Raw genomic sequence first — 18,220 nt, 5'->3', positions numbered from 1 at the left:
ACCCCCGGGAATGGAGCCGCAAGCGTGACCGACCCGTTGCAGGACCCGCGGTTCTTCGCCGATCCGTACGCGACCTACGCCCGGCTGCGAGACGCGGCGCCCGTGCGGAAGGTGCCCACCGGTTCGGGAGGGCGCGAGAGCTACCTGGTCACGGGCTACGCGGAGGCCAGGGAGGCATTCGCGGATCCTCGGCTTTCCAAGAACACCGTGCGGTTCTTCGCCGGCCGGCCGTCGCAGCGCGACCTCCATCCGGCGGTTTCCCGGAACATGCTTGCCACCGACCCACCGCAGCACGCCCGGCTGCGGGCTCTGGTGACGAAGGCGTTCACCACCGGGGCCGTCGCACGGTTGCGTCCCTATATCGCAGGCCTGGTCGACGAGTTGCTCGACGCGTGGCCGGACCGCGGACCGGTGGACCTGGTCGCGAGTCTCGCCGTCCCGCTGCCCGTCACCGTCATCTGCGAGATGTTGGGGGTCCCCGAGTCCGACCGGCGGCTCGTGCGCACCTGGTCGAGCGATCTGTTCGCCGCCGGAGACCCCCGACGGACCGACGCCGCCTCACATGCCATCGGCGGCTACATGACCGACCTCGTCGCCGCCAGGCGCGACTCGCCCGGCGAGAGTCTGCTCGACGACCTCATCGCCGTACGCGACGGCCAGGACCGGCTGACCGAGGACGAACTCGTCTCGCTCGCCGTGCTCCTGCTCGTGGCCGGCCACGAGACCACCACCAACTTCATCGGCAACGCGGCCCTGGCCCTTCTCCAACACCCGCAATCCCTCGCGCGGTTGAGGGCCGAGCCGCAGCTTCTCGGAAGCGCGCTGGACGAGTTGCTGCGCTTCGACTCGCCTGTCGGGATCGCCACGTTCCGCTACAGCACCGAAGCGTTCACGCTAGGCGGGACCGAGATCCCCGAAGGCGTTCCGGTACTCATCGCTCCCGGCGCCGCCAACCGCGACCCGAACCGATTTCCCGGTCCGGACAAGCTCGATCTCAACCGCGGTGCCACCGGACACCTGGCCTTCGGCCATGGAATCCACCGATGCCTTGGAGCACCCCTCGCGCGAGCCGAGGGCGAACTCGCGCTCCGGGCGGTCATTTCCCGCTTCGCCGACATTCGGCTCGCGGTTCCCGCGGAGGAACTGGAATGGCGGCACACACGATTGATGCGCGGCCTTGCGGCCCTGCCTCTCACATGGTCGCGAGGGACACCTCGGTCGACTTGATCAGGGCGATGACGGCGGTACCGGCCCCCAGACCGAGATCGGTGACGGCGTCCTTCGTGATCGCCGACGTCAGGTCCCCGCCGTCGACGCTCACCTTCACGGAGGCCATGGCGCCGCCGGTGGCGATGTCGGTGACCGTGCCCGGGAGCCGGTTGCGGATGGACAGGCCGTCCACCGAGCCGGTGGCGAGCGAGATCTCGGTGGACTTCACCAGGGCGCGTACGGCGGAACCCTCGGCGAGACCGAGTTCCTCCACGGCCTCCGAGGTGATCGCCGCGGTGAGGTCCTGCCCGCCGTCGAGACGCACCTTGACGGTCGCCATGGCCTCGCCCGGGGTGATGGCGGTGACGGTGCCGGGGAGCTGGTTGCGGATGCTCAGACTCATGACGGGATGCCTCACAGACTGCTTGGCCATATGTCCCACTTTGGGATGGCTGTGGGTTTCACCGTAGCCGGGTGGGGTGACGGATGCCGTGCGATGTCGTGCCGTGCCGCGTCAGGCCGGGTACGCGTGGGTCTGGGCCGCCTTGACCGTCGCCCAGACCGTGGCCCCGGGATGGAGGCCGAGTTCGGCGGCGGCGACGGTGGTGAGGTCGGCGGCCAGGGGGAGTTCGCCGCTGAGGTCGGCCCGGATCTGGTCGCCGTGGGTCTCCATGCCGGCGACCTCGCACTGCCAGAGGTTGCGGGCGCTTGATCCGGTGGGGCGGTCCCGGTGGAGGGTGACCGCGCTCGGCGGGAAGGCGACGAAGACCGGGCCCGTCAGATCCTCCGTGGTGGTGATCGCCGGGCCGCCCTCCACCTGGACACTGTGTCCTTCGGCCCGGCCCTTGTAGAGGTTCAGGCCGACCAGGTGCGCGATGTAGTCCGTGCGCGGGTGGCGTGCGATGTCGGCGGGGGTGCCCTCCTGGACGATGCGGCCCTCCTCGATGACGACGAGGCGGTCGGCCAGGACCATGGCGTCCAGCGGGTCGTGGGTGACGAGTACGGCGACGGCCTCGAACTCGGCCAGATGGCGGCGGAGTTGGGTCCGTACCTCCAGGCGGGTGCGGGCGTCGAGGGCCGCGAGGGGCTCGTCGAGGAGGAGCAGACGGGGGTTGGTGGCGAGGGCGCGGGCGAGGGCGACGCGCTGGGCCTGACCGCCTGAGAGGCGTCGGGGCTTGGCACCGGCATGCTCGGCGAGGCCCATCCGCTCCAGCCACTCGGCGGCCTGGGCGCGGGCCTCCGCCTTGGTCGCACCGTGGCAGCGCGGGCCGAAGGCCACGTTGTCCAGGGCGGTGAGGTGCGGGAAGAGCAAGTAGTCCTGGAAGACGACACCGACCGGGCGTGACTCGGGCGCCGTACGGTCCAACACCGCGCCGTCCAGGCGCAGTCGGCCGCCGGTGAGCGGCGTCAGACCGGCCAGGGCACGCAGCGCGGTGGTTTTTCCGGCGCCGTTGGGACCCAGCAGCGCGACGACGTCGCCGGGCGCGGCGGTCAGCGCCACGTCGAGCCGGAACGAGCCGCGGTCGACGACGAGATGGGCGTCGAGTCCCGCCGGGGTCGGGCCGGGGCCGCCCGTGGCCTCGTACGCGGACTGCGCGGATCTCGCGGACTTCGCGGTCCTGTCGGACTTCTCGGTCTTCTCGGTGTGGGTCATGAGGCGGTCATCCAGCGATCGCGCAGCCCGGCCAGGACCGCGACGGACACGGCGAGCAGCACCAGGCTGAGGGCGATGGCCGCCTCGGGGTCGCTCTGCAGGGCCAGGTAGACGGCCAGCGGCATGGTCTGCGTACGGCCGGGGAAGTTGCCGGCGAAGGTGATCGTCGCGCCGAACTCGCCGAGCGCCCGTGCCCAGGCCAGGACGGCGCCCGCCGCGATGCCGGGGGCGATCAAGGGAAGCGTGACGCGGCGGAAGGCGGTGAAGCGGGAGGCGCCGAGCGTGGCGGCCGCCTCCTCGTAGCGGGGGTCGGCGGCGCGCAGGGTGCCCTCGACGCTGATGACCAGGAACGGCATCGCCACGAACGCCTCGGCGACGACGACACCGGTGGTGGTGAACGGCAGTGTGATCCCGAACCACGCGTCCAGCCACTGCCCGACGATGCCGTTGCGGCCGAGCGCCATCAGCAGTGCCACACCGCCCACCACCGGGGGCAGCACGAGCGGCAGCGTGACCAGGGCCCGTACGAGACCGCGCCCCGGGAACTCGACCCGGGCCAGCAGCCAGGCCAGCGGCACCCCGATCACCAGGCTCACGGCGGTCGCCGCGGTGGCGCACAGCAGGGACAGCTTCAGCGCCTGCCAGACCTCGGGGCTGGTCAGCTGGTCCGGCAGGCTGTGCCAGGGGGTGCGGACCAACAGGGCGATCAGCGGCAGCACCAGGAACGCCAGGCCCAGCAGCGCGGGCACCAGCAGGGGCAGCGGTACGCCCCGGCCGAGGCCCGTCCGGACGCGCCCGCGTCCGCGCCGCGGCCCACCCCGGAGGGTGTCGGCCCCGGCGGCGGACTTGTCGGGCGCGTCGGTCGGGGAGGTCACGGCTTGAGGAACCCGGCCTCGGTCAGGACCTTCTGGCCGTCGGCGGACTGCACGAGTGCGATGAACGCCTTGGCCGCCTCGGCGTTGGGGGCGTCCTTGAGCCGGACGATCGGGTAGTCGTTGATGGCGTCGGCCGACTCGGGGAAGTCCACGCCCTCCACCTTGTCACCGGCGGCGCTCACATCGGTCTTGTAGACGACGGCCGCGTCGGCCTCCTTGAGCTCGACCTTGGTCAGGGCCGCCTTGACGTCCTGTTCGTACGAGACCGGGGTGAGCTTGAGCTTGGCGGCGTCGAGCGCCTTCTGGGCGGCGGCGCCGCACGGCACGGTCCTGTCGCAGAGCACGACCTTCAGGCCCGACCTGGTGAGGTCCTTGAGGGAGGCGATCTTGTCCGGGTTGCCGGGCAGGGTGGCGATTTCGAGCTGGTTGCGGACGAAGGTGGCGGGTGTCCCCGACGCGTCGCCCTTGTCCGTGACGATGGCCATCGTCTTGGGGCTGGCGGAGGCGAACACATCGGCGGGGGCGCCGCCGGTGATGCTCGCGGCGAGGGAGTCGCTGCCGCCGAAGCTGAAGGTGACCTTCGTGCCGGGGTGCTCCTGCTCGAACTCCTTGCCCAGCGCGGTGAAGCTCTCCTTCAGGGAGGCCGCGGCGAACACGGTGACCGTGCCGGAAAGCTTCGGGGACGAGGACGCCGACGCGGAGGAGTCGGACTCCGTCGACGAGTCGCCGGAGGAGGAGCAGGCGCTCAGGGCCAGCAACGCGGCGGCTCCCGCACCGGCCACCTGCATGGTCCGGCGGGTCCGGCGCGCGGAACGAGTCATCACGGAACTACTCCCTCTGTCACATGACGAAGAATCCACCGCGGGACTCCTCTACGGTCTCTCGACGACCACGTTGGTCGACTTGATCACGGCAACCGCCGGAACGCCGGGTTCCAGCTTCAACTCCTCAGCCGACTCGCGGCTGACCAGGGACACCACCCGGAACGGCCCCGCCTGGATCTCCACCTGCGCGGACACGTCTCCGAGGATCACGTCCGTGACGATGCCGGAGAGGCGGTTGCGGGCCGAGGAGCCGGCGTTCTCCCGCTCCGTACGGTGCAACTGCCGGGCGTAGGCGGCGAGGACCGGCCCGGGGATGATCCGGCGGCCCATCCCGTCGCGTTCGGCGGCGAGCTTCCCACCGTCGACCAGGCGCCTCACGGTGTCGGCGCTGACACCGAGCAGGGCGGCGGCGTCCCCGATCCGGTAGGTGTGCATGCGCCGATGATACTGCCGCAAATGCAAGGCGAAAGGCTACTGTCTCATTGCATGAGCCGGATCATCGTTTCGCGGGGCTGGAATGTGCGTTTGTACGAGACGGCTGCCCGGAGATCGAGGAGTGCGGGTTCGTCGCACCGCGGAGCGGTGTCAGCCGCCGCCGTCGAGGGTCATGAGGTTCCCGGGCGGGGTGGGACGTGCGGGGGCGACGACGGTGAAGGGGTCAAGCAGTGAGGTCGACGTCCTCAGCCGAGGCACACCACGAGCAGGCAGATCTGCGACGGCGAAGTCGCGGTCGGGGACGGGCTCGTCGTCTGCGGCGGCTGCGAACTCGGCTCGCCGGCCGAGGGCGTCTGGCTGGGCTGCGCCTCGTTGCGGTCGGAGGCCGTGTCCTCGGCGGTGGGTGATGTCGGTGACGTCGTCTGCGGCTGAGGGGTCGACTCCGTCGTCGTGCGCGGCGGGGCGGCCGAGTCGGGCCGAAGGTTCGAGGGCGTGCTGCTGGGCGGCGCGGCGGTGCGCTGCCGACTGGGGCGCTCGGGCGTGGAGGACGTGGGGGAGGAGGCGCCGGTGTCGGGCCGTGTCCTGGTCGACTCGGTGCGAGGCGTCGACGGTTCGTCCGCGATGCCCGTGTCCGCGCCGGTGGACTCCGGTGCCGTGGCCGCCTGTGCCCGATCGCCGGACTGCTGGTCCATCACGGACACGGTCAGGCCGCCTCCGACGAGTGCGACGGCGGTCGCCACCACGGCCCGACGCTGGTTCTTCTTCCAGCGGGCCCGCTGGCGACGCCGTGCCGCCCGTCCCTGCGGGGCGGACGGCACGGGGCCGAGGTCGTCGCCCGGGTCGGTCCGGGGGTACTCGCTCAGGGCCGCCGTGATCGGTGCCCCGCTCGCGTCGGCGTGCGGTCGGCCGTCGTGCCACGTGTCGGAGGGGTCGCCTTCCCACGCGGGCGCTGTGCCCGCCCCCGTCGAGATGGCCGGGACGGTGCGGCCGTCGGCGGTGATCGGGGCTATGTCCGGGGCGTAGGCACCGCACCCGGGACACACCAGGGCGCCATTGAGATGCCGGCGGCAGGAGGTGCAGTAGTCCATCTGGGGTCTTCCTGGGTTGACGCACCGTCGACCCTCCGGGCCGCGGCCCGGGCACGTTCGTACGTGGGATCGAGCGGCCTGCCACGCTAACGAGGCTTTAGAGGGACTGTGTGCAGTCTGTGTGAGACTCCTGCGCGGGTTCTCCGGGGGGTCTGTGGGTCACAGCGGTGTGTTGCCCGGCCGGAGCGGGCTCACCGGGGGCCGTGCTCCGGCTGAACCCCTTCGTGTCCGTTGAGCGCTTCGGTCATCTGGCGCTGCGTCTGCTCGGCCACCGCACGAGCTTCCTCCACGACGTCACCGCGCTCACGCACCAGGCTCTCGTAGACCGGCAGATGGTCGTTTCGGGTCGAGCTGGATATCACAGTGCTGGTCCTTCTGTGTGTCGTACCCGGTTGAACGAGCGGTGTCGATACGCCCATTCAACCGGCCGGGCCGAGATTCGCACGCAATTATGCCCGGCGAATCGGCGTGGTAATCCCGTCGGCAGTTCGCCGAACAAATCGCGGACAAATCGCGGAGGGTAAAGCGAAATTGAGGAGAACGCGAAGCAATTCTGTGCCCGTGGTGAAAACATTCTGCGCCGGGCCGTGACGCGTCACCGGTCCGGGATCCGACGGTCGGGCCCAACGGCGGGCGGCGGCCACCTCGGTCCGTGCCGGCGTGCGCGTGCGGGCGTACCGGTGCACGGCGGGCCGACGGCCGAGAAAACGCTTGGACTCAGGGGGTGTCGTCGCGGGACGATTTGGTTCCAGTTGGCACACAACACCACAGGGTTGGAATGGAATCGCCCGAATCGCGAGAGGTTCCGCGGAGCAAGGGCTCGGTGCTCCTTGCACTTCGATACTACGGACGGGAGTTGGCCCGGCTCAGGTGGGTGACGGCACCCGCGATGCTGCTGCCCGCACTGGGCAACATCGGCATCAACTACATCGCGCCGCTGATCGTCGCGAAGCTCGTCGGCCGCATCGCCGGTGACGCCGGTATCACCCTCGGCTCGACACTGCCGTACGTTCTCGGCTTCGCCGGCGTCCTGCTGCTCGCGGAAATACTGTGGCGCGTCGGCCTGCACTGTCTGAACCGCCTTGCCGCCCGCGGTATCGAGCGGCTGTACGTGATCGGTATGGACGAACTGTTCGCCAAGGACGCGGCGTTCTTCCACGACAATTTCGCCGGGGCGCTGACCAAGCGGGTGCTGAGCTTCGCGTCCCGCTTCGAGGAGTTCGTCGACACACTGACGTTCCAGGTCGTGGGCAGCCTGGTGCCGCTCGTGTTCGGGTCGGTGGTGCTGTGGCGCTATGAACCGCTGCTCGTCGTCGGCCTGTTGACGATGATCGGGCTCACGGCGCTGTTCGTGGTGCCCCTCATCCGCCGCCGCCAGGCACTCGTCGACAAGCGTGAGGAGGCCATCGCCAGGGTGGCGGGCCATGTCGCCGACAGCCTGATGAACATGGACACGGTCCGGGCGTTCGCGGCCGAGGAACGTGAGGCCGCCGAGCACCGCTCCCGCGTCGCGGCCTCGCGGCGCCTCACACTGAGGTCGTGGGACTACGGCAACCTGCGCATCGACACCCTGGTCGCGCCGATGTCCGTACTCACCAACGCGCTGGGCCTGTTGCTCGCGGTCGCGCTCGGCGGGGGCAGCCTCGGCGTGGAGGCGGTCGTGGTCGCCTTCACGTACTACACGAACGCGACGCGGATCATGTTCGAGTTCAACCAGATCTACCGCCGCCTGGAGAGCTCGATGACGGAGGCCGCGCAGTTCACCGAACTGCTGCTGGCGTCGCCGACCGTGCTCGACCCGGCGTCGCCGGCGCCGCTGCCCGGGGCAGCCGACGTCCGCTTCGAGCAGGTGACCTTCGCCCACGGAGGGGCGCGGCCGCTCTTCGAGGACCTCGACCTGGCCGTGCCCAGCGGGACGAAGATCGGCCTCGTCGGACGGTCCGGCGGCGGCAAGACCACGCTCACCCGGCTGCTGCTGCGGATGACGGACATCGAGGCCGGCCGGATCCTGATCGGGGGCCAGGACATCAGCAGGCTGCGCCAGGCCGACCTGCGCGGTCTGATCGCGTATGTGCCGCAGGACCCGGCGATGTTCCACCGCACGCTGCGGGAGAACATCGCTTTCGCCCGCCCGGACGCCACCGACGCCGAGATCCGCCGCGCGGCCGAGGCGGCGCACGTCGCGGAGTTCGCCGACGCGTTACCGGACGGCTTCGACACCATGGTGGGCGAGCGCGGTGTGAAGCTGTCCGGCGGACAGCGCCAGCGGGTCGCCCTCGCCAGGGCGATCCTCCGTGACGCCCCGATCCTGCTGCTCGACGAGGCCACCAGCGCACTGGACTCCGAGAGCGAGATCCTCGTGCAGGAGGCGCTGTGGCGGCTCATGGAGGGACGGACGGCGCTCGTGGTGGCGCACCGGCTGAGCACGGTCGCCACCATGGACCGACTCGTCGTCCTCGACCGCGGACGGATCATCGAGCAGGGCACGCACCAGGAACTGCTCGCCTCCGAGGGCGCGTACGCGAAGCTGTGGCAGCACCAGTCGGGCGGGTTCCTCGACGAGGACGCCATCTATCCCGTGGACGACCCCCTCGACGGCAGCCCCGCCCGGGCCGACCTGCTCTGAATGTGAGGCGGGCAGGCAGACAGTCGGTCGGGCGGTCGGGCGTCACGTGGCCGGCCGTCCGCGCCCGCGACCGGGTGTCGTCGGAGGTGAGTTCGACGGCCGGCGACCCTGTCGCTCGTCTGTAGGCGCCGGACGGCAGTTGTCGGCGATCTGTCGGCGACCGCCGGGATCTTGGGGATGTGGTGGACGGGCCGTGAAGACACGGCCCGTCCACCGCAGCCGGATCGTCCCGAGCGCAAGGAGCGTGCCATGTCGTCCGCAGTCCAGTCCCGGCCGTGGTCCGTTCACCGGCTCCCGCGTGCCGACGGCAAGACCTTCCTGGTCACCGGCGGCAACGCGGGCATCGGGTACTTCGTCGCCGAGCAGCTCGTCGGCACCGGCGCCACGGTGGTGCTCGGCAGCCGTGACGCGGCCAGGGCCGAAGCGGCCATGGTCGCCATCCGCTCCCGTGTCCCCGACGCACGCGTACGCCATCTGAGGCTGGACCTCGCCGACCTGTCCTCGCTGCGGGATTGTGTGGACGTGCTGGAGGCGGACCGCCTGGACGCGGTGGTCCACAACGCCGGGGTCCTGATCGAGGAGCCGGAGCGCCGGGAGACCGCGGACGGCAACGAGTGGATGTTCGGCATCAACCACCTCGGGCACTTCGCGCTCACGGGACGGCTCGCGCCCCTGCTGGCCGCCGCGCCCGCCGCCCGGGTCGTCACCACCGGAAGCTTCACGGGCAAGTCCGTGCGGCTGGACCTCGCCGATCTGCAGAGCACCCGGGACTACCGGCCCAAGCGCACCTACTCCCGCTCCAAGCTGGCGCAGATGCTCTTCGGCTTCGAGCTCGACCGCCGGCTGCGGGCCGCCGGAAGCACCGTGTCGAGCGTGGTGACCCACCCCGGCGGCGCGCTGGACTCCCTGACTCCCGATCGCGCGGACGTGCACCGGCGCACCACCGGCGAACGGCTGCGGGGCCTGCCCGCCGGTCTGCTCGTCCAGGGCAAGGAGCACGCCGCGTGGCCCGCCGTACGGGCCGTTCTCGATCCGTCCGTGAGCGGCGGGCAGCTGTGGGGACCCCGGGTGTTCGGCCTGCGAGGCCTGCCCGCGCTCGAACCCGTGCGCGACGCTCTGGCCGACCGGGCCGTCGCGGCACGATTGTGGGAGGCCAGCAGCGACCTGACCGGTGTCGATCCGGCCGTCGGGCTCACGTGACTGTGCGTCCCATATCTGGGTAGCCGCCTGCTCCGGTGGCCGGAGGCATTCAGATGAGTGGCCTGGCTCACATGGCGCGGGGCGGGCGGGGCCGACACGATGGTGCGCGTCACCGGGCAGGCTGAAGGGATCCAAATGTTCCGCAAGGTGCTGGTCGCCAACCGTGGTGAGATCGCTATTCGCGCGTTCCGTGCCGGCTATGAGCTGGGCGCGCGAACCGTGGCCGTCTTCCCGCACGAGGATCGCAATTCACTGCACCGGTTGAAGGCGGACGAGGCTTATGAGATCGGGCAGCCGGGACACCCGGTGCGGGCCTACCTCTCCGTCGAGGAGATCGTTCGCGCGGCGCAAAGAGCGGGAGCGGACGCGGTGTACCCGGGATACGGGTTCCTGTCCGAGAACCCCGACCTGGCGCGCGCCTGCGAGGAGGCGGGCATCACCTTCGTCGGCCCGAGCGCGGACACGCTGGAGCTGACCGGCAACAAGGCGCGCGCGGTGGCCGCCGCCCGCGCGGCCGGCGTACCGGTGCTCGGCTCCTCCGCTCCCTCCAGCGACGTGGACGAACTCGTCCGCGCCGCCGAGGACATCGGCTTCCCGGTGTTCGTCAAGGCCGTCGCCGGTGGTGGCGGTCGCGGTATGCGGCGGGTCGAGGAACCCGCCCAGCTGCGCGAGTCCATCGAGGCGGCGGCGCGCGAGGCGGCCTCCGCGTTCGGCGACTCCACGGTCTTCCTGGAGAAGGCCGTCGTCGAGCCCCGGCACATCGAGGTGCAGATCCTCGCGGACGGGGAGGGCAATGTCATCCACCTCTTCGAGCGCGACTGTTCGGTGCAGCGACGCCACCAGAAGGTGATCGAGCTGGCCCCCGCGCCGAACCTCGCCCCCGAGCTGCGCGACCGGATCTGCGCCGACGCCGTACGATTCGCCCGGGAGATCGGCTACCGCAACGCGGGCACCGTGGAGTTCCTGCTCGACCGCGAGGGCAACTACCACTTCATCGAGATGAACCCGCGTATCCAGGTCGAGCACACGGTGACCGAGGAGGTCACCGACGTCGACCTCGTGCAGTCGCAGCTGCGCATCGCCTCCGGCGAGACACTGGCCGACCTCGGGCTCTCGCAGGAGACCGTCACCCTGCACGGCGCCGCACTCCAGTGCCGTATCACCACCGAGGACCCGGCCAACGGCTTCCGCCCGGACACCGGAAAGATCAGCGCCTACCGCTCGCCCGGCGGTTCGGGCATCCGGCTGGACGGCGGCACCACCCACGCCGGTACGGACATCAGCGCGCACTTCGACTCGATGCTCGTCAAACTCACCTGCCGGGGACGCGACTTCAACACCGCGATCGGCCGGGCCAGGCGTGCCGTGGCCGAGTTCCGCATCCGCGGTGTGGCCACCAACATCCCGTTCCTCCAGGCCGTGCTCGACGACCCGGACTTCCGGGCCGGCCAGGTCACGACGTCGTTCATCGAGAAGCGCCCGCACCTCCTCACCGCCCGCCACTCCGCCGACCGCGGTACGAAGCTGCTCACCTACCTCGCCGACATCACGGTGAACAAGCCGCACGGCGAACGGCCCGAACTGAGCGACCCGGTCACCAAGGTGCCGCCCGTGCCGTCCACGGAACCGCCCGCCGGGTCCCGGCAGCGGCTCGTCGAACTCGGCCCCGAGGGCTTCGCCCGGTGGCTGCGCGAGTCACCGGCCATCGGCGTCACCGACACCACGTTCCGCGACGCCCATCAGTCGCTGCTCGCCACCCGGGTCCGTACCAAGGACATGCTCGCCGTCGCGCCCGTCGTGGCGCGGACCCTGCCCGAGTTGCTGTCCCTGGAGTGCTGGGGCGGCGCCACCTACGACGTCGCCCTCCGCTTCCTCGCCGAGGACCCGTGGGAACGCCTGGCCGCACTCCGCGAGGCCGTGCCGAACATCTGTCTGCAGATGCTGCTGCGCGGCCGCAACACCGTGGGCTACACGCCGTACCCGACCGAGGTGACCGACGCCTTCGTGCAGGAGGCCGCGGCGACCGGCATCGACATCTTCCGGATCTTCGACGCGCTGAACGACGTCGGGCAGATGCGCCCCGCCATCGACGCCGTACGGGAGACGGGAACGGCGATCGCGGAGGTCGCCCTCTGCTACACCTCCGACCTGTCCGACCCGTCCGAGCGGCTCTACACGCTGGACTACTACCTCCGCCTCGCCGAGCAGATCGTCGAGGCGGGGGCCCACGTCCTGGCCGTCAAGGACATGGCGGGCCTGCTGAGGGCACCGGCCGCCGCGACCCTCGTATCGGCGCTGCGCCGCGAGTTCGAGCTGCCGGTGCACATCCACACCCACGACACCGCGGGCGGTCAGCTCGCCACCTACCTCGCGGCGATCCAGGCGGGTGCGGACGCGGTCGACGGGGCGGTGGCCTCGATGGCGGGCACCACCTCGCAGCCGTCGCTGTCGGGCATCGTCGCCGCGACCGACTACACCGACCGGTCCACAGGGCTGAGCCTGCAGGCCGTGGGCGACCTGGAGCCGTACTGGGAGAGCGTCCGCAAGATCTACGCACCCTTCGAGGCGGGGCTGGCCTCGCCGACCGGGCGGGTCTACCACCACGAGATCCCCGGCGGACAGCTCTCCAACCTGCGCACCCAGGCGGTCGCGCTCGGCCTCGGCGACCGGTTCGAGGAGATCGAGGCGATGTACGCCGCCGCCGACCGGATCCTCGGCCATCTGGTGAAGGTCACCCCGTCCTCGAAGGTGGTCGGTGACCTCGCGCTCCACCTGGTGGGCGCCGGCGTGTCGCCCGAGGACTTCGAGGCGACGCCCGACAGGTTCGACATCCCCGACTCCGTCATCGGCTTCCTCCGCGGCGAGCTGGGCAACCCGCCCGGCGGCTGGCCCGAGCCGTTCCGCACCAAGGCGCTGGAGGGCCGCGCCGCCCCCAAGCCCGTCGAGGAACTGACCGCGGACGACCGTACGGGCCTTGCGAAGACCCGTCGTACAACGCTCAACCGGCTGCTGTTCCCCGGTCCGACGCGCGAGTTCGAGACACACCGTCAGACCTACGGCGACACCAGCGTGCTGGACAGCAAGCACTTCTTCTACGGGCTGCGTCCGGGCAAGGAGTACGCGGTCGACCTGGAACAGGGCGTGCGGCTGCTCATCGAGCTGGAGGCCGTGGGCGAGGCGGACGAACGCGGGATGCGCAGCGTGATGTCCACCCTGAACGGCCAGTTGAGGCCGATCCAGGTGCGCGACACCTCGGTCGCCTCCGACGTCCCGGCGACGGAGAAGGCCGACCGGGCCAACCCCGGCCATGTCGCCGCGCCCTTCGCCGGGGTCGTGACGCTCGCCGTCGCCGAGGGCGACGAGGTGGCGGCCGGTGCCACGGTGGCCACCATCGAGGCCATGAAGATGGAAGCCTCGGTGACCGCGTCGAAGGCCGGCACGGTGTCCAGGCTGGCCATCAACAAGATCCAGCAGGTGGAGGGCGGCGACCTGCTCGTCGAGATCGGCTGACCCGACCGACGGTTCGGGCCGGAGGCCATTGAGGGGGCCTGGGGGCGGTTCGCCGCCCCCAGGACCCCCTGTTGTGTCCTCAGGAAGGTCACTCCCGGGCGGTGAGCCAGCCGGTGTCCGTCCAGAGAGCCGTCGGCGGGATCCGGCCCGCGTAGTCGGCGTCCTTCTCCAGCCGCGCCCGGACGCTCTCGTGCACGTGCGCGCCTTGCGGAAGTCCCCGGCGTCGATAGGTGAGCAGGGCCCAGACCCAGCCCATCCGGTGCACAGTGCCCAGGGCGTCCTCGGGCACGAGGGTCACCTCGCGCTCGTAGGCCCGGGGCTTCAGGAGGAGACGAGCCTCGGGCTCGTCGTCCCGCCGTTCGAGGGCGCCGTCCACGACCCACTTGAGGGCGATCGTGGCGAGCCGGGGATCGTCGTCGAAGGTCCCGCCGACATCGGAATGGACCCCGGCGAACCACACCTGCTCGACCGTCGACGGGACGGCCTGCTTCTTGTCCCTGTCGGAGCGGGTGACGAGGTACTCGCGGTACGGTCTGCGCTTCTCGTCGATGGACACGGCGTGGCGGACGCGGCGGACGTTGGGCGCCTGACGGGTGTACGGCCAGCGCAGGTTCCAGCGCAGGAGACCCGCGGCCTTCACGGAGTCCCAGATCCCCAGGTACTCGACGCGGATACCGACCCGCCCGTCGACCGCGTTGCTGAACGCGCCCGCGAAGCGGTGGAGTTGGTCCCAGTCCTCCCGCGTCCAGTCCTTGTTCCGCGCGTACACGGACACGGCGTACGGGACGAGGTTCTCCATGCCGGGCCGCATCAGGCCGACCGCCTTGAGCATGCCCACCAGGGCACGGGCCGTGTAGGCGCCGCGGCTGAAGCCGAACACGTAGATGCGGTCGCCCGGTTGGTAGTGCCGCATCAGATACGTGTAGGCCTCGGCGAGGTTGGCCCGCATTCCGGAGCCGAAGGCGAGACCGAGGAGTTTCGACAGATGCCGGCCCACAGGCGTCCAGGCGCCCGCGGCCGAGAACGTGCCGACACCGGGGTCGTAGTAGGCGATCTGCCGGGCGGGATCACCGAGGTCCAGCATCTCGTAGAGCCGGACGACATTGGTGTTCCCTTTCGCCTTCAACTGATTGCCCGTGCCGTCCAGACAGACGACGAGATTCTTGGCCATGGCGGGCCTCACGTTCACCGAGGAACACGATCATTGGCGACATATAGGGACACAAGGGATGTCTCAGGAATATAATAAGGAAAATGCTGCCTGCGGGCATGCTCCGGCGCATGAGTAGGGGTTCCGGAGGATCCATGGCCGGTTCCGTGGTCCATCTCGATGAGCACGCCGGTCCTCCGTGCACCCACGCACTGGTCATCGGCGTCGGCAAGTATCCCCATCTCGCCGGTGGCGAGGCTCCGGTCGCCGATCCCGACGGGATGCGGCAGCTCAGCTCGCCGCCGATCTCCGCCCGTACGCTCGCGACCTGGCTGCTGGCCGAGTACCACGATCCCGGGCGACCGCTCGGCAGTCTCGCCCTGCTGCTCAGCGAGGAAGCACCGTCCCCGTTCGTGAACCCCCGCACCCAGCAGGCCCACGAGGTCGAGACCGCCACCATCGACAACATCCTCACGGCGGTCACCCAGTGGTACGACCGCGGCGACAGCCATGTCGACAACCGACTCGTCTTCTACTTCTGCGGCCACGGCGTCTCACAGGGCGACGACATGGCGCTCCTGGCCGCGGACATCTTCGCCGACGAGCACAACCCCCTCAACAGCGCACTGGACTTCGCAGGCCTGATGAACGGCCTCAAGCGCTGCAGGGCCAGCGAGCAGGTCTTCTTCGTCGACGCCTGCCGCTCCAACTCCGATGTCCTCATCGAGCGTTCGGGCGCGCGGTTCGCGGGGCGCTCGCCGCTCGGCGCCGGGACACGGCCCCTGGATCTGCCGCGCCGCTTCCACATCCCGTACTACGCCACCCTGTCCGGCGACCGCTCGCACGCGCGGCCCGGTCAGGTGAGCCTGTTCACCGAGGCGCTGCTGAAGAGCTTCTCCGGCGCGGCGAGCGACGATCCCGAGGGCGACTGGCGGGTCGACACCTCCGACCTGCTGAAGGCGATCGACCACTTCATGCGCCAGCCGCGGTTCGCCGGCGCGGTCGCCGGCGTCCAGGTCCCCTCGGTCGGCGAACTGCCCGTGTTCGTCCTCCACCAGCTGCCGGGACCGCCGGTCGTCCCGGTGTACGTCGGCTGCGATCCCGCCGAGGACAACGCCGAGGCCGAGTTCGTCTGCCGCGAAGACGGTCTTGAGAGGCTGCACCGGGCCGCGGGCGATGTCGACGGCGAGGATCCGGAGAGCGAGTGGGCCATCGAACTGCGCTTCGGGGACTACGACTTCGAGGCCAGACTCGGCGACCAGGACGTGCGGACGAAGTCCGTCACCGTACGTCCGGTGTTCCGCCGCGTGAAGTTGGAGAAGCCATGAGCGCGGGCCTGAGCGTCAATGTCGAACTGAGCCTCCACGAAGCCGACCTCGCCGACGGGGCGAAGGTGGTCGGCAACATCTACCCGTCCGAGGGCAGTGGCCCCGGCCACCGTGCCGTCCTCTTCCCCTGCGGGACCACGGCACCTCCGGCGCGGTTCGAGGTCGACCCCGGCCACTACATCGTGTCCGCCACACTGCCCTCCGGGGTCGTGCTCTCCAAGGACGCCGAGGTGGCGGACGGCGACGAGAAGCAGGTGACGCTCCGCCCGGCGGCCTCGCCCTTCGCGTCCCACTCCTGGCAGCACCTCATGGGCAACATCGAGTCCTACGGGGCCTACCACGACGGGCTCACGATTCCCGTGCCCCGCTCCCTGGGCTCGCGGTCCGGGACCTGGGAGCGCGGCGCGTTCATCGAACCCGGACACGCGGCCTGGGTCGGCGACCCGAAGCCGACGAGCTGGCAGTTCCCGGCGATGCTCCGGCTGACCGACGGGCCCGCGAGGCAACTGGTCGCGTTCGAGATCGCCCGCTCCGAACCGCACTCCGTCGCCAGTCTCGAACTGGGCGACGCCGCCGCACGGCTGTACCGCTTCGGCGAGCACGGACCGGTCGACGAGCGGGGCGACCGCACACTCGACGTGCCCCTGGGCCCGCGCCAGTTCCTGGTCGTCTCGCTGGCCGGCACCGAGTACGTCGTCACCCTGCCCGCGCCCTGGGGTGCCGCGCAGATCGAGGTCCTCGTCAACGAACGGCAGAGCCCGACCGGCAGTGCCGTCTCGGTGTCCGTACGGGACAGCCGGGTGGGGCCCGCCCTGGCGTATATGGCCCGGGGCGCCTTCGACGCGGCGGCGACGCTGGTCAGGGACGCGGAGACCATGCTCTACGACGGCAGGATGACCAACCCGCTCGCGGCGGTGGCGGGCGCCTACGTCCTCGTCGGCAGCGAGCTGACCGAGCGGCCGCACCGCTGGGACCCGTGGCTGTCCCGGCTGCGGCACGAGTTCGACTGGATGAGCGACGGATCCCTCCTCTGGGCCATGCGGCATCTGCGCCGCGCCCACACCGAGCCGGAGCGTGAGGCGGCGCGGGACGCCCTGGTCGAGGCCTTCGACCGCGGAGTGCCGGTCTTCACCCTGGGCCTGAGCCGCCTCATCCACGGGCTCTCCGAGTTCCCCGACGACCCCGGGTGCGCCGCGCGGCTCGAACAGGCCCGCCGCCTGTCGTGGCGTGTCGACATGCGCGAGCCGTTCGTGATCGTCGCTCTGCGAGGGAGACAGCAATGATCCGGTTCACGATGATGCCCGGCGAGGACGGCGACTGCCTGCTCCTGGAATACGGCGACGGCGGCTTCGTACGCAGGATCCTCGTCGACGGCGGCCGCTCGGGCACGTACCCGCTGATCAAGCCCACGCTCGCCGGGCTCGACGGTCAGGTCGACGTCCTCGTCGTCACCCATGTCGACCAGGACCACATCCTCGGCGTGCTCGCCCTGCTGGACGACCTCGACCGGTCGGTGGAGTTCGGGGACGTGTGGTTCAACGGCTTCGACCACCTCCTCGACGCCGAGGGGTTCGGTGCCCAGGACGGGGAGAAGCTCACCAGCGCCCTGCTGGAACAGAAGGTGCCGTGGAACGACGCGTTCGGCGGACGCAGTGTCGAGGTCGGCCGGGAACTCGCGTGGTTCGACGACGGCTCCACGATGGACGTGCTCTCACCCGACCGCAGACAGCTGGAGAAGCTGGCGCCCGCCTGGACAGCGGAATGCGCCAGACACGGTCTGATCCCCGGCCGGGATCCCGACGAGAACCCCCCGGTGCCGGGCTTCGAGCACTTCGGCGGGGTGAACGTGGACCGGCTCGCGGCGTCGGTGTTCAAGCCGGACACGTCGAAGACGAACGTGTCGAGCATAGGCCTGCTCTTCGAGTTCGAGGACAAGCGGATCGTCCTCACCGGTGACGCGGACGACCGCCGGCTGGTGGCGTCGATACGGCCCCGGGCCGAGGCGGAGGGCGGACGGATGCACGTCGACCTCCTCAAGGTCGCCCACCACGGCAGCGACCACAACCTCTCGAACGAACTGCTCGACCTGATCGACTGCGACCGCTATCTGATATCGACCAGCGGCGCGCGGCACGACCATCCCAACGAGATCGCGATCGCCCGGATCCTCAAGCACGGCGGCGACGAGAAGGAACTCGTCTTCAACTACCGCGACCGAGCGGCGCTGTGGGACGTCACGGGCCTGAAGGATCGCTTCGGCTACACCGTGACGGCCCCGGCACCGGACGAGCCGGACGGGTTCGTCGCTCTCGAACTCTGAG

General features: G+C 70.5%; 15 protein-coding genes. 7 read left to right on the top strand and 8 right to left on the bottom strand.

Translation table 11 applies throughout. The annotated features are described in order from the left end of the window. The first annotated feature begins 24 nt into the window (after positions 1-24). Positions 25-1,227 carry a cytochrome P450 family protein gene (locus tag JEQ17_RS08400; RefSeq protein ID WP_200394630.1) on the top strand — a complete coding sequence of 401 codons (1,203 nt, stop codon included), beginning with the start codon at positions 25-27 and terminating at the stop codon, positions 1,225-1,227. On the opposite strand, the gene JEQ17_RS08395 is transcribed toward JEQ17_RS08400, so the two are convergent. The 7 genes from JEQ17_RS08395 to JEQ17_RS08365 form a co-directional block, all read right to left on the bottom strand. Further along, the gene (locus JEQ17_RS08395; protein WP_200394629.1) at positions 1,193-1,612 is read right to left on the bottom strand and encodes a TOBE domain-containing protein; all 420 of its coding nucleotides are present in this window, start codon (positions 1,610-1,612) and stop codon (positions 1,193-1,195) included. The two genes, JEQ17_RS08400 and JEQ17_RS08395, sit on opposite strands and share 35 nt — an antisense overlap. Positions 1,613-1,723: 111 nt before the next feature. After that, positions 1,724-2,863 carry an ABC transporter ATP-binding protein gene (locus JEQ17_RS08390; RefSeq protein WP_200394628.1) on the bottom strand — a complete coding sequence of 380 codons (1,140 nt, stop codon included), beginning with the start codon at positions 2,861-2,863 and terminating at the stop codon, positions 1,724-1,726. Continuing rightward, complete coding sequence (locus JEQ17_RS08385; RefSeq protein WP_200394627.1) at positions 2,860-3,738, bottom strand: ABC transporter permease; 879 nt, start codon at positions 3,736-3,738, stop codon at positions 2,860-2,862. Before JEQ17_RS08385 ends, JEQ17_RS08390 begins: the two co-directional genes overlap by 4 nt. Continuing rightward, positions 3,735-4,559: a molybdate ABC transporter substrate-binding protein gene (modA, locus tag JEQ17_RS08380; protein ID WP_200394626.1), complete on the bottom strand. Its 825-nt coding sequence runs from the start codon at positions 4,557-4,559 to the stop codon at positions 3,735-3,737. The genes JEQ17_RS08385 and modA overlap by 4 nt, the downstream gene beginning before the upstream one ends. A gap of 51 nt (positions 4,560-4,610) precedes the next feature. After that, positions 4,611-4,997, bottom strand: a complete 387-nt coding sequence (locus JEQ17_RS08375; RefSeq protein WP_200394625.1) for a TOBE domain-containing protein — start codon at positions 4,995-4,997, stop codon at positions 4,611-4,613. Positions 4,998-5,242: 245 nt separating this feature from the next. Next, positions 5,243-6,085 (bottom strand): SCO2400 family protein, encoded by an 843-nt coding sequence (locus tag JEQ17_RS08370; protein WP_200394624.1) that lies wholly within the window; start codon positions 6,083-6,085, stop codon positions 5,243-5,245. A gap of 191 nt (positions 6,086-6,276) precedes the next feature. After that, a complete protein-coding gene (locus tag JEQ17_RS08365; protein WP_200402108.1) occupies positions 6,277-6,447 on the bottom strand; it encodes a hypothetical protein in 171 nt (56 codons plus the stop codon). Between the two features lie 416 nt (positions 6,448-6,863). On the opposite strand from JEQ17_RS08365, the gene JEQ17_RS08360 reads away from it, so the two are divergent. The 3 genes from JEQ17_RS08360 to JEQ17_RS08350 all read left to right on the top strand — a co-directional run bounded on the left by JEQ17_RS08360 (position 6,864) and on the right by JEQ17_RS08350 (position 13,421). Then, the gene (locus JEQ17_RS08360; protein ID WP_200394623.1) at positions 6,864-8,711 is read left to right on the top strand and encodes an ABC transporter ATP-binding protein; all 1,848 of its coding nucleotides are present in this window, start codon (positions 6,864-6,866) and stop codon (positions 8,709-8,711) included. Positions 8,712-8,960: 249 nt separating this feature from the next. After that, a complete protein-coding gene (locus JEQ17_RS08355) occupies positions 8,961-9,911 on the top strand; it encodes an SDR family NAD(P)-dependent oxidoreductase (RefSeq protein ID WP_200394622.1) in 951 nt (316 codons plus the stop codon). A gap of 135 nt (positions 9,912-10,046) precedes the next feature. Continuing rightward, positions 10,047-13,421: a pyruvate carboxylase gene (locus JEQ17_RS08350; protein WP_200394621.1), complete on the top strand. Its 3,375-nt coding sequence runs from the start codon at positions 10,047-10,049 to the stop codon at positions 13,419-13,421. Positions 13,422-13,509: 88 nt separating this feature from the next. Here the strand turns inward: JEQ17_RS08350 and JEQ17_RS08345 are convergent, their stop codons facing one another. Beyond that, positions 13,510-14,592 (bottom strand): DUF2235 domain-containing protein, encoded by a 1,083-nt coding sequence (locus JEQ17_RS08345; protein ID WP_200394620.1) that lies wholly within the window; start codon positions 14,590-14,592, stop codon positions 13,510-13,512. Positions 14,593-14,726: 134 nt separating this feature from the next. On the opposite strand from JEQ17_RS08345, the gene JEQ17_RS08340 reads away from it, so the two are divergent. The 3 genes from JEQ17_RS08340 to JEQ17_RS08330 are packed head-to-tail and all read left to right on the top strand — an operon-like array spanning position 14,727 to position 18,219. After that, positions 14,727-15,899 (top strand): caspase family protein, encoded by a 1,173-nt coding sequence (locus tag JEQ17_RS08340; RefSeq protein ID WP_200394619.1) that lies wholly within the window; start codon positions 14,727-14,729, stop codon positions 15,897-15,899. Then, on the top strand, positions 15,896-17,182 hold the full coding sequence (locus JEQ17_RS08335) for a hypothetical protein (protein WP_200394618.1): 1,287 nt from the start codon (positions 15,896-15,898) through the stop codon (positions 17,180-17,182). The genes JEQ17_RS08340 and JEQ17_RS08335 overlap by 4 nt, the downstream gene beginning before the upstream one ends. Then, positions 17,179-18,219: a ComEC/Rec2 family competence protein gene (locus JEQ17_RS08330; RefSeq protein WP_200394617.1), complete on the top strand. Its 1,041-nt coding sequence runs from the start codon at positions 17,179-17,181 to the stop codon at positions 18,217-18,219. The genes JEQ17_RS08335 and JEQ17_RS08330 overlap by 4 nt, the downstream gene beginning before the upstream one ends. Position 18,220: the final 1 nt, after the last annotated feature.

This window comes from Streptomyces liliifuscus, assembly GCF_016598615.1.
GTDB classification, from domain to species: domain Bacteria; phylum Actinomycetota; class Actinomycetes; order Streptomycetales; family Streptomycetaceae; genus Streptomyces; species Streptomyces liliifuscus.
Note: the sequence above shows the minus strand (reverse complement) of the source record. Positions and strands in the feature narration are given on the sequence as shown.

What these genes read in the sequence shown, in the direction of transcription:
- JEQ17_RS08395 (WP_200394629.1), bottom strand. Translation starts at nt 1,612, where the DNA reads ATGAGTCTGAGCATCCGCAACCAGCTCCCCGGCACCGTCACCGCCATC.
- JEQ17_RS08390 (WP_200394628.1), bottom strand. Translation starts at nt 2,863, where the DNA reads ATGACCCACACCGAGAAGACCGAGAAGTCCGACAGGACCGCGAAGTCC.
- modA (WP_200394626.1), bottom strand. Translation starts at nt 4,559, where the DNA reads ATGACTCGTTCCGCGCGCCGGACCCGCCGGACCATGCAGGTGGCCGGT.
- JEQ17_RS08375 (WP_200394625.1), bottom strand. Translation starts at nt 4,997, where the DNA reads ATGCACACCTACCGGATCGGGGACGCCGCCGCCCTGCTCGGTGTCAGC.
- JEQ17_RS08370 (WP_200394624.1), bottom strand. Translation starts at nt 6,085, where the DNA reads ATGGACTACTGCACCTCCTGCCGCCGGCATCTCAATGGCGCCCTGGTG.
- JEQ17_RS08360 (WP_200394623.1), top strand. Translation starts at nt 6,864, where the DNA reads ATGGAATCGCCCGAATCGCGAGAGGTTCCGCGGAGCAAGGGCTCGGTG.
- JEQ17_RS08355 (WP_200394622.1), top strand. Translation starts at nt 8,961, where the DNA reads ATGTCGTCCGCAGTCCAGTCCCGGCCGTGGTCCGTTCACCGGCTCCCG.
- JEQ17_RS08350 (WP_200394621.1), top strand. Translation starts at nt 10,047, where the DNA reads ATGTTCCGCAAGGTGCTGGTCGCCAACCGTGGTGAGATCGCTATTCGC.
- JEQ17_RS08345 (WP_200394620.1), bottom strand. Translation starts at nt 14,592, where the DNA reads ATGGCCAAGAATCTCGTCGTCTGTCTGGACGGCACGGGCAATCAGTTG.
- JEQ17_RS08340 (WP_200394619.1), top strand. Translation starts at nt 14,727, where the DNA reads ATGGCCGGTTCCGTGGTCCATCTCGATGAGCACGCCGGTCCTCCGTGC.
- JEQ17_RS08335 (WP_200394618.1), top strand. Translation starts at nt 15,896, where the DNA reads ATGAGCGCGGGCCTGAGCGTCAATGTCGAACTGAGCCTCCACGAAGCC.
- JEQ17_RS08330 (WP_200394617.1), top strand. Translation starts at nt 17,179, where the DNA reads ATGATCCGGTTCACGATGATGCCCGGCGAGGACGGCGACTGCCTGCTC.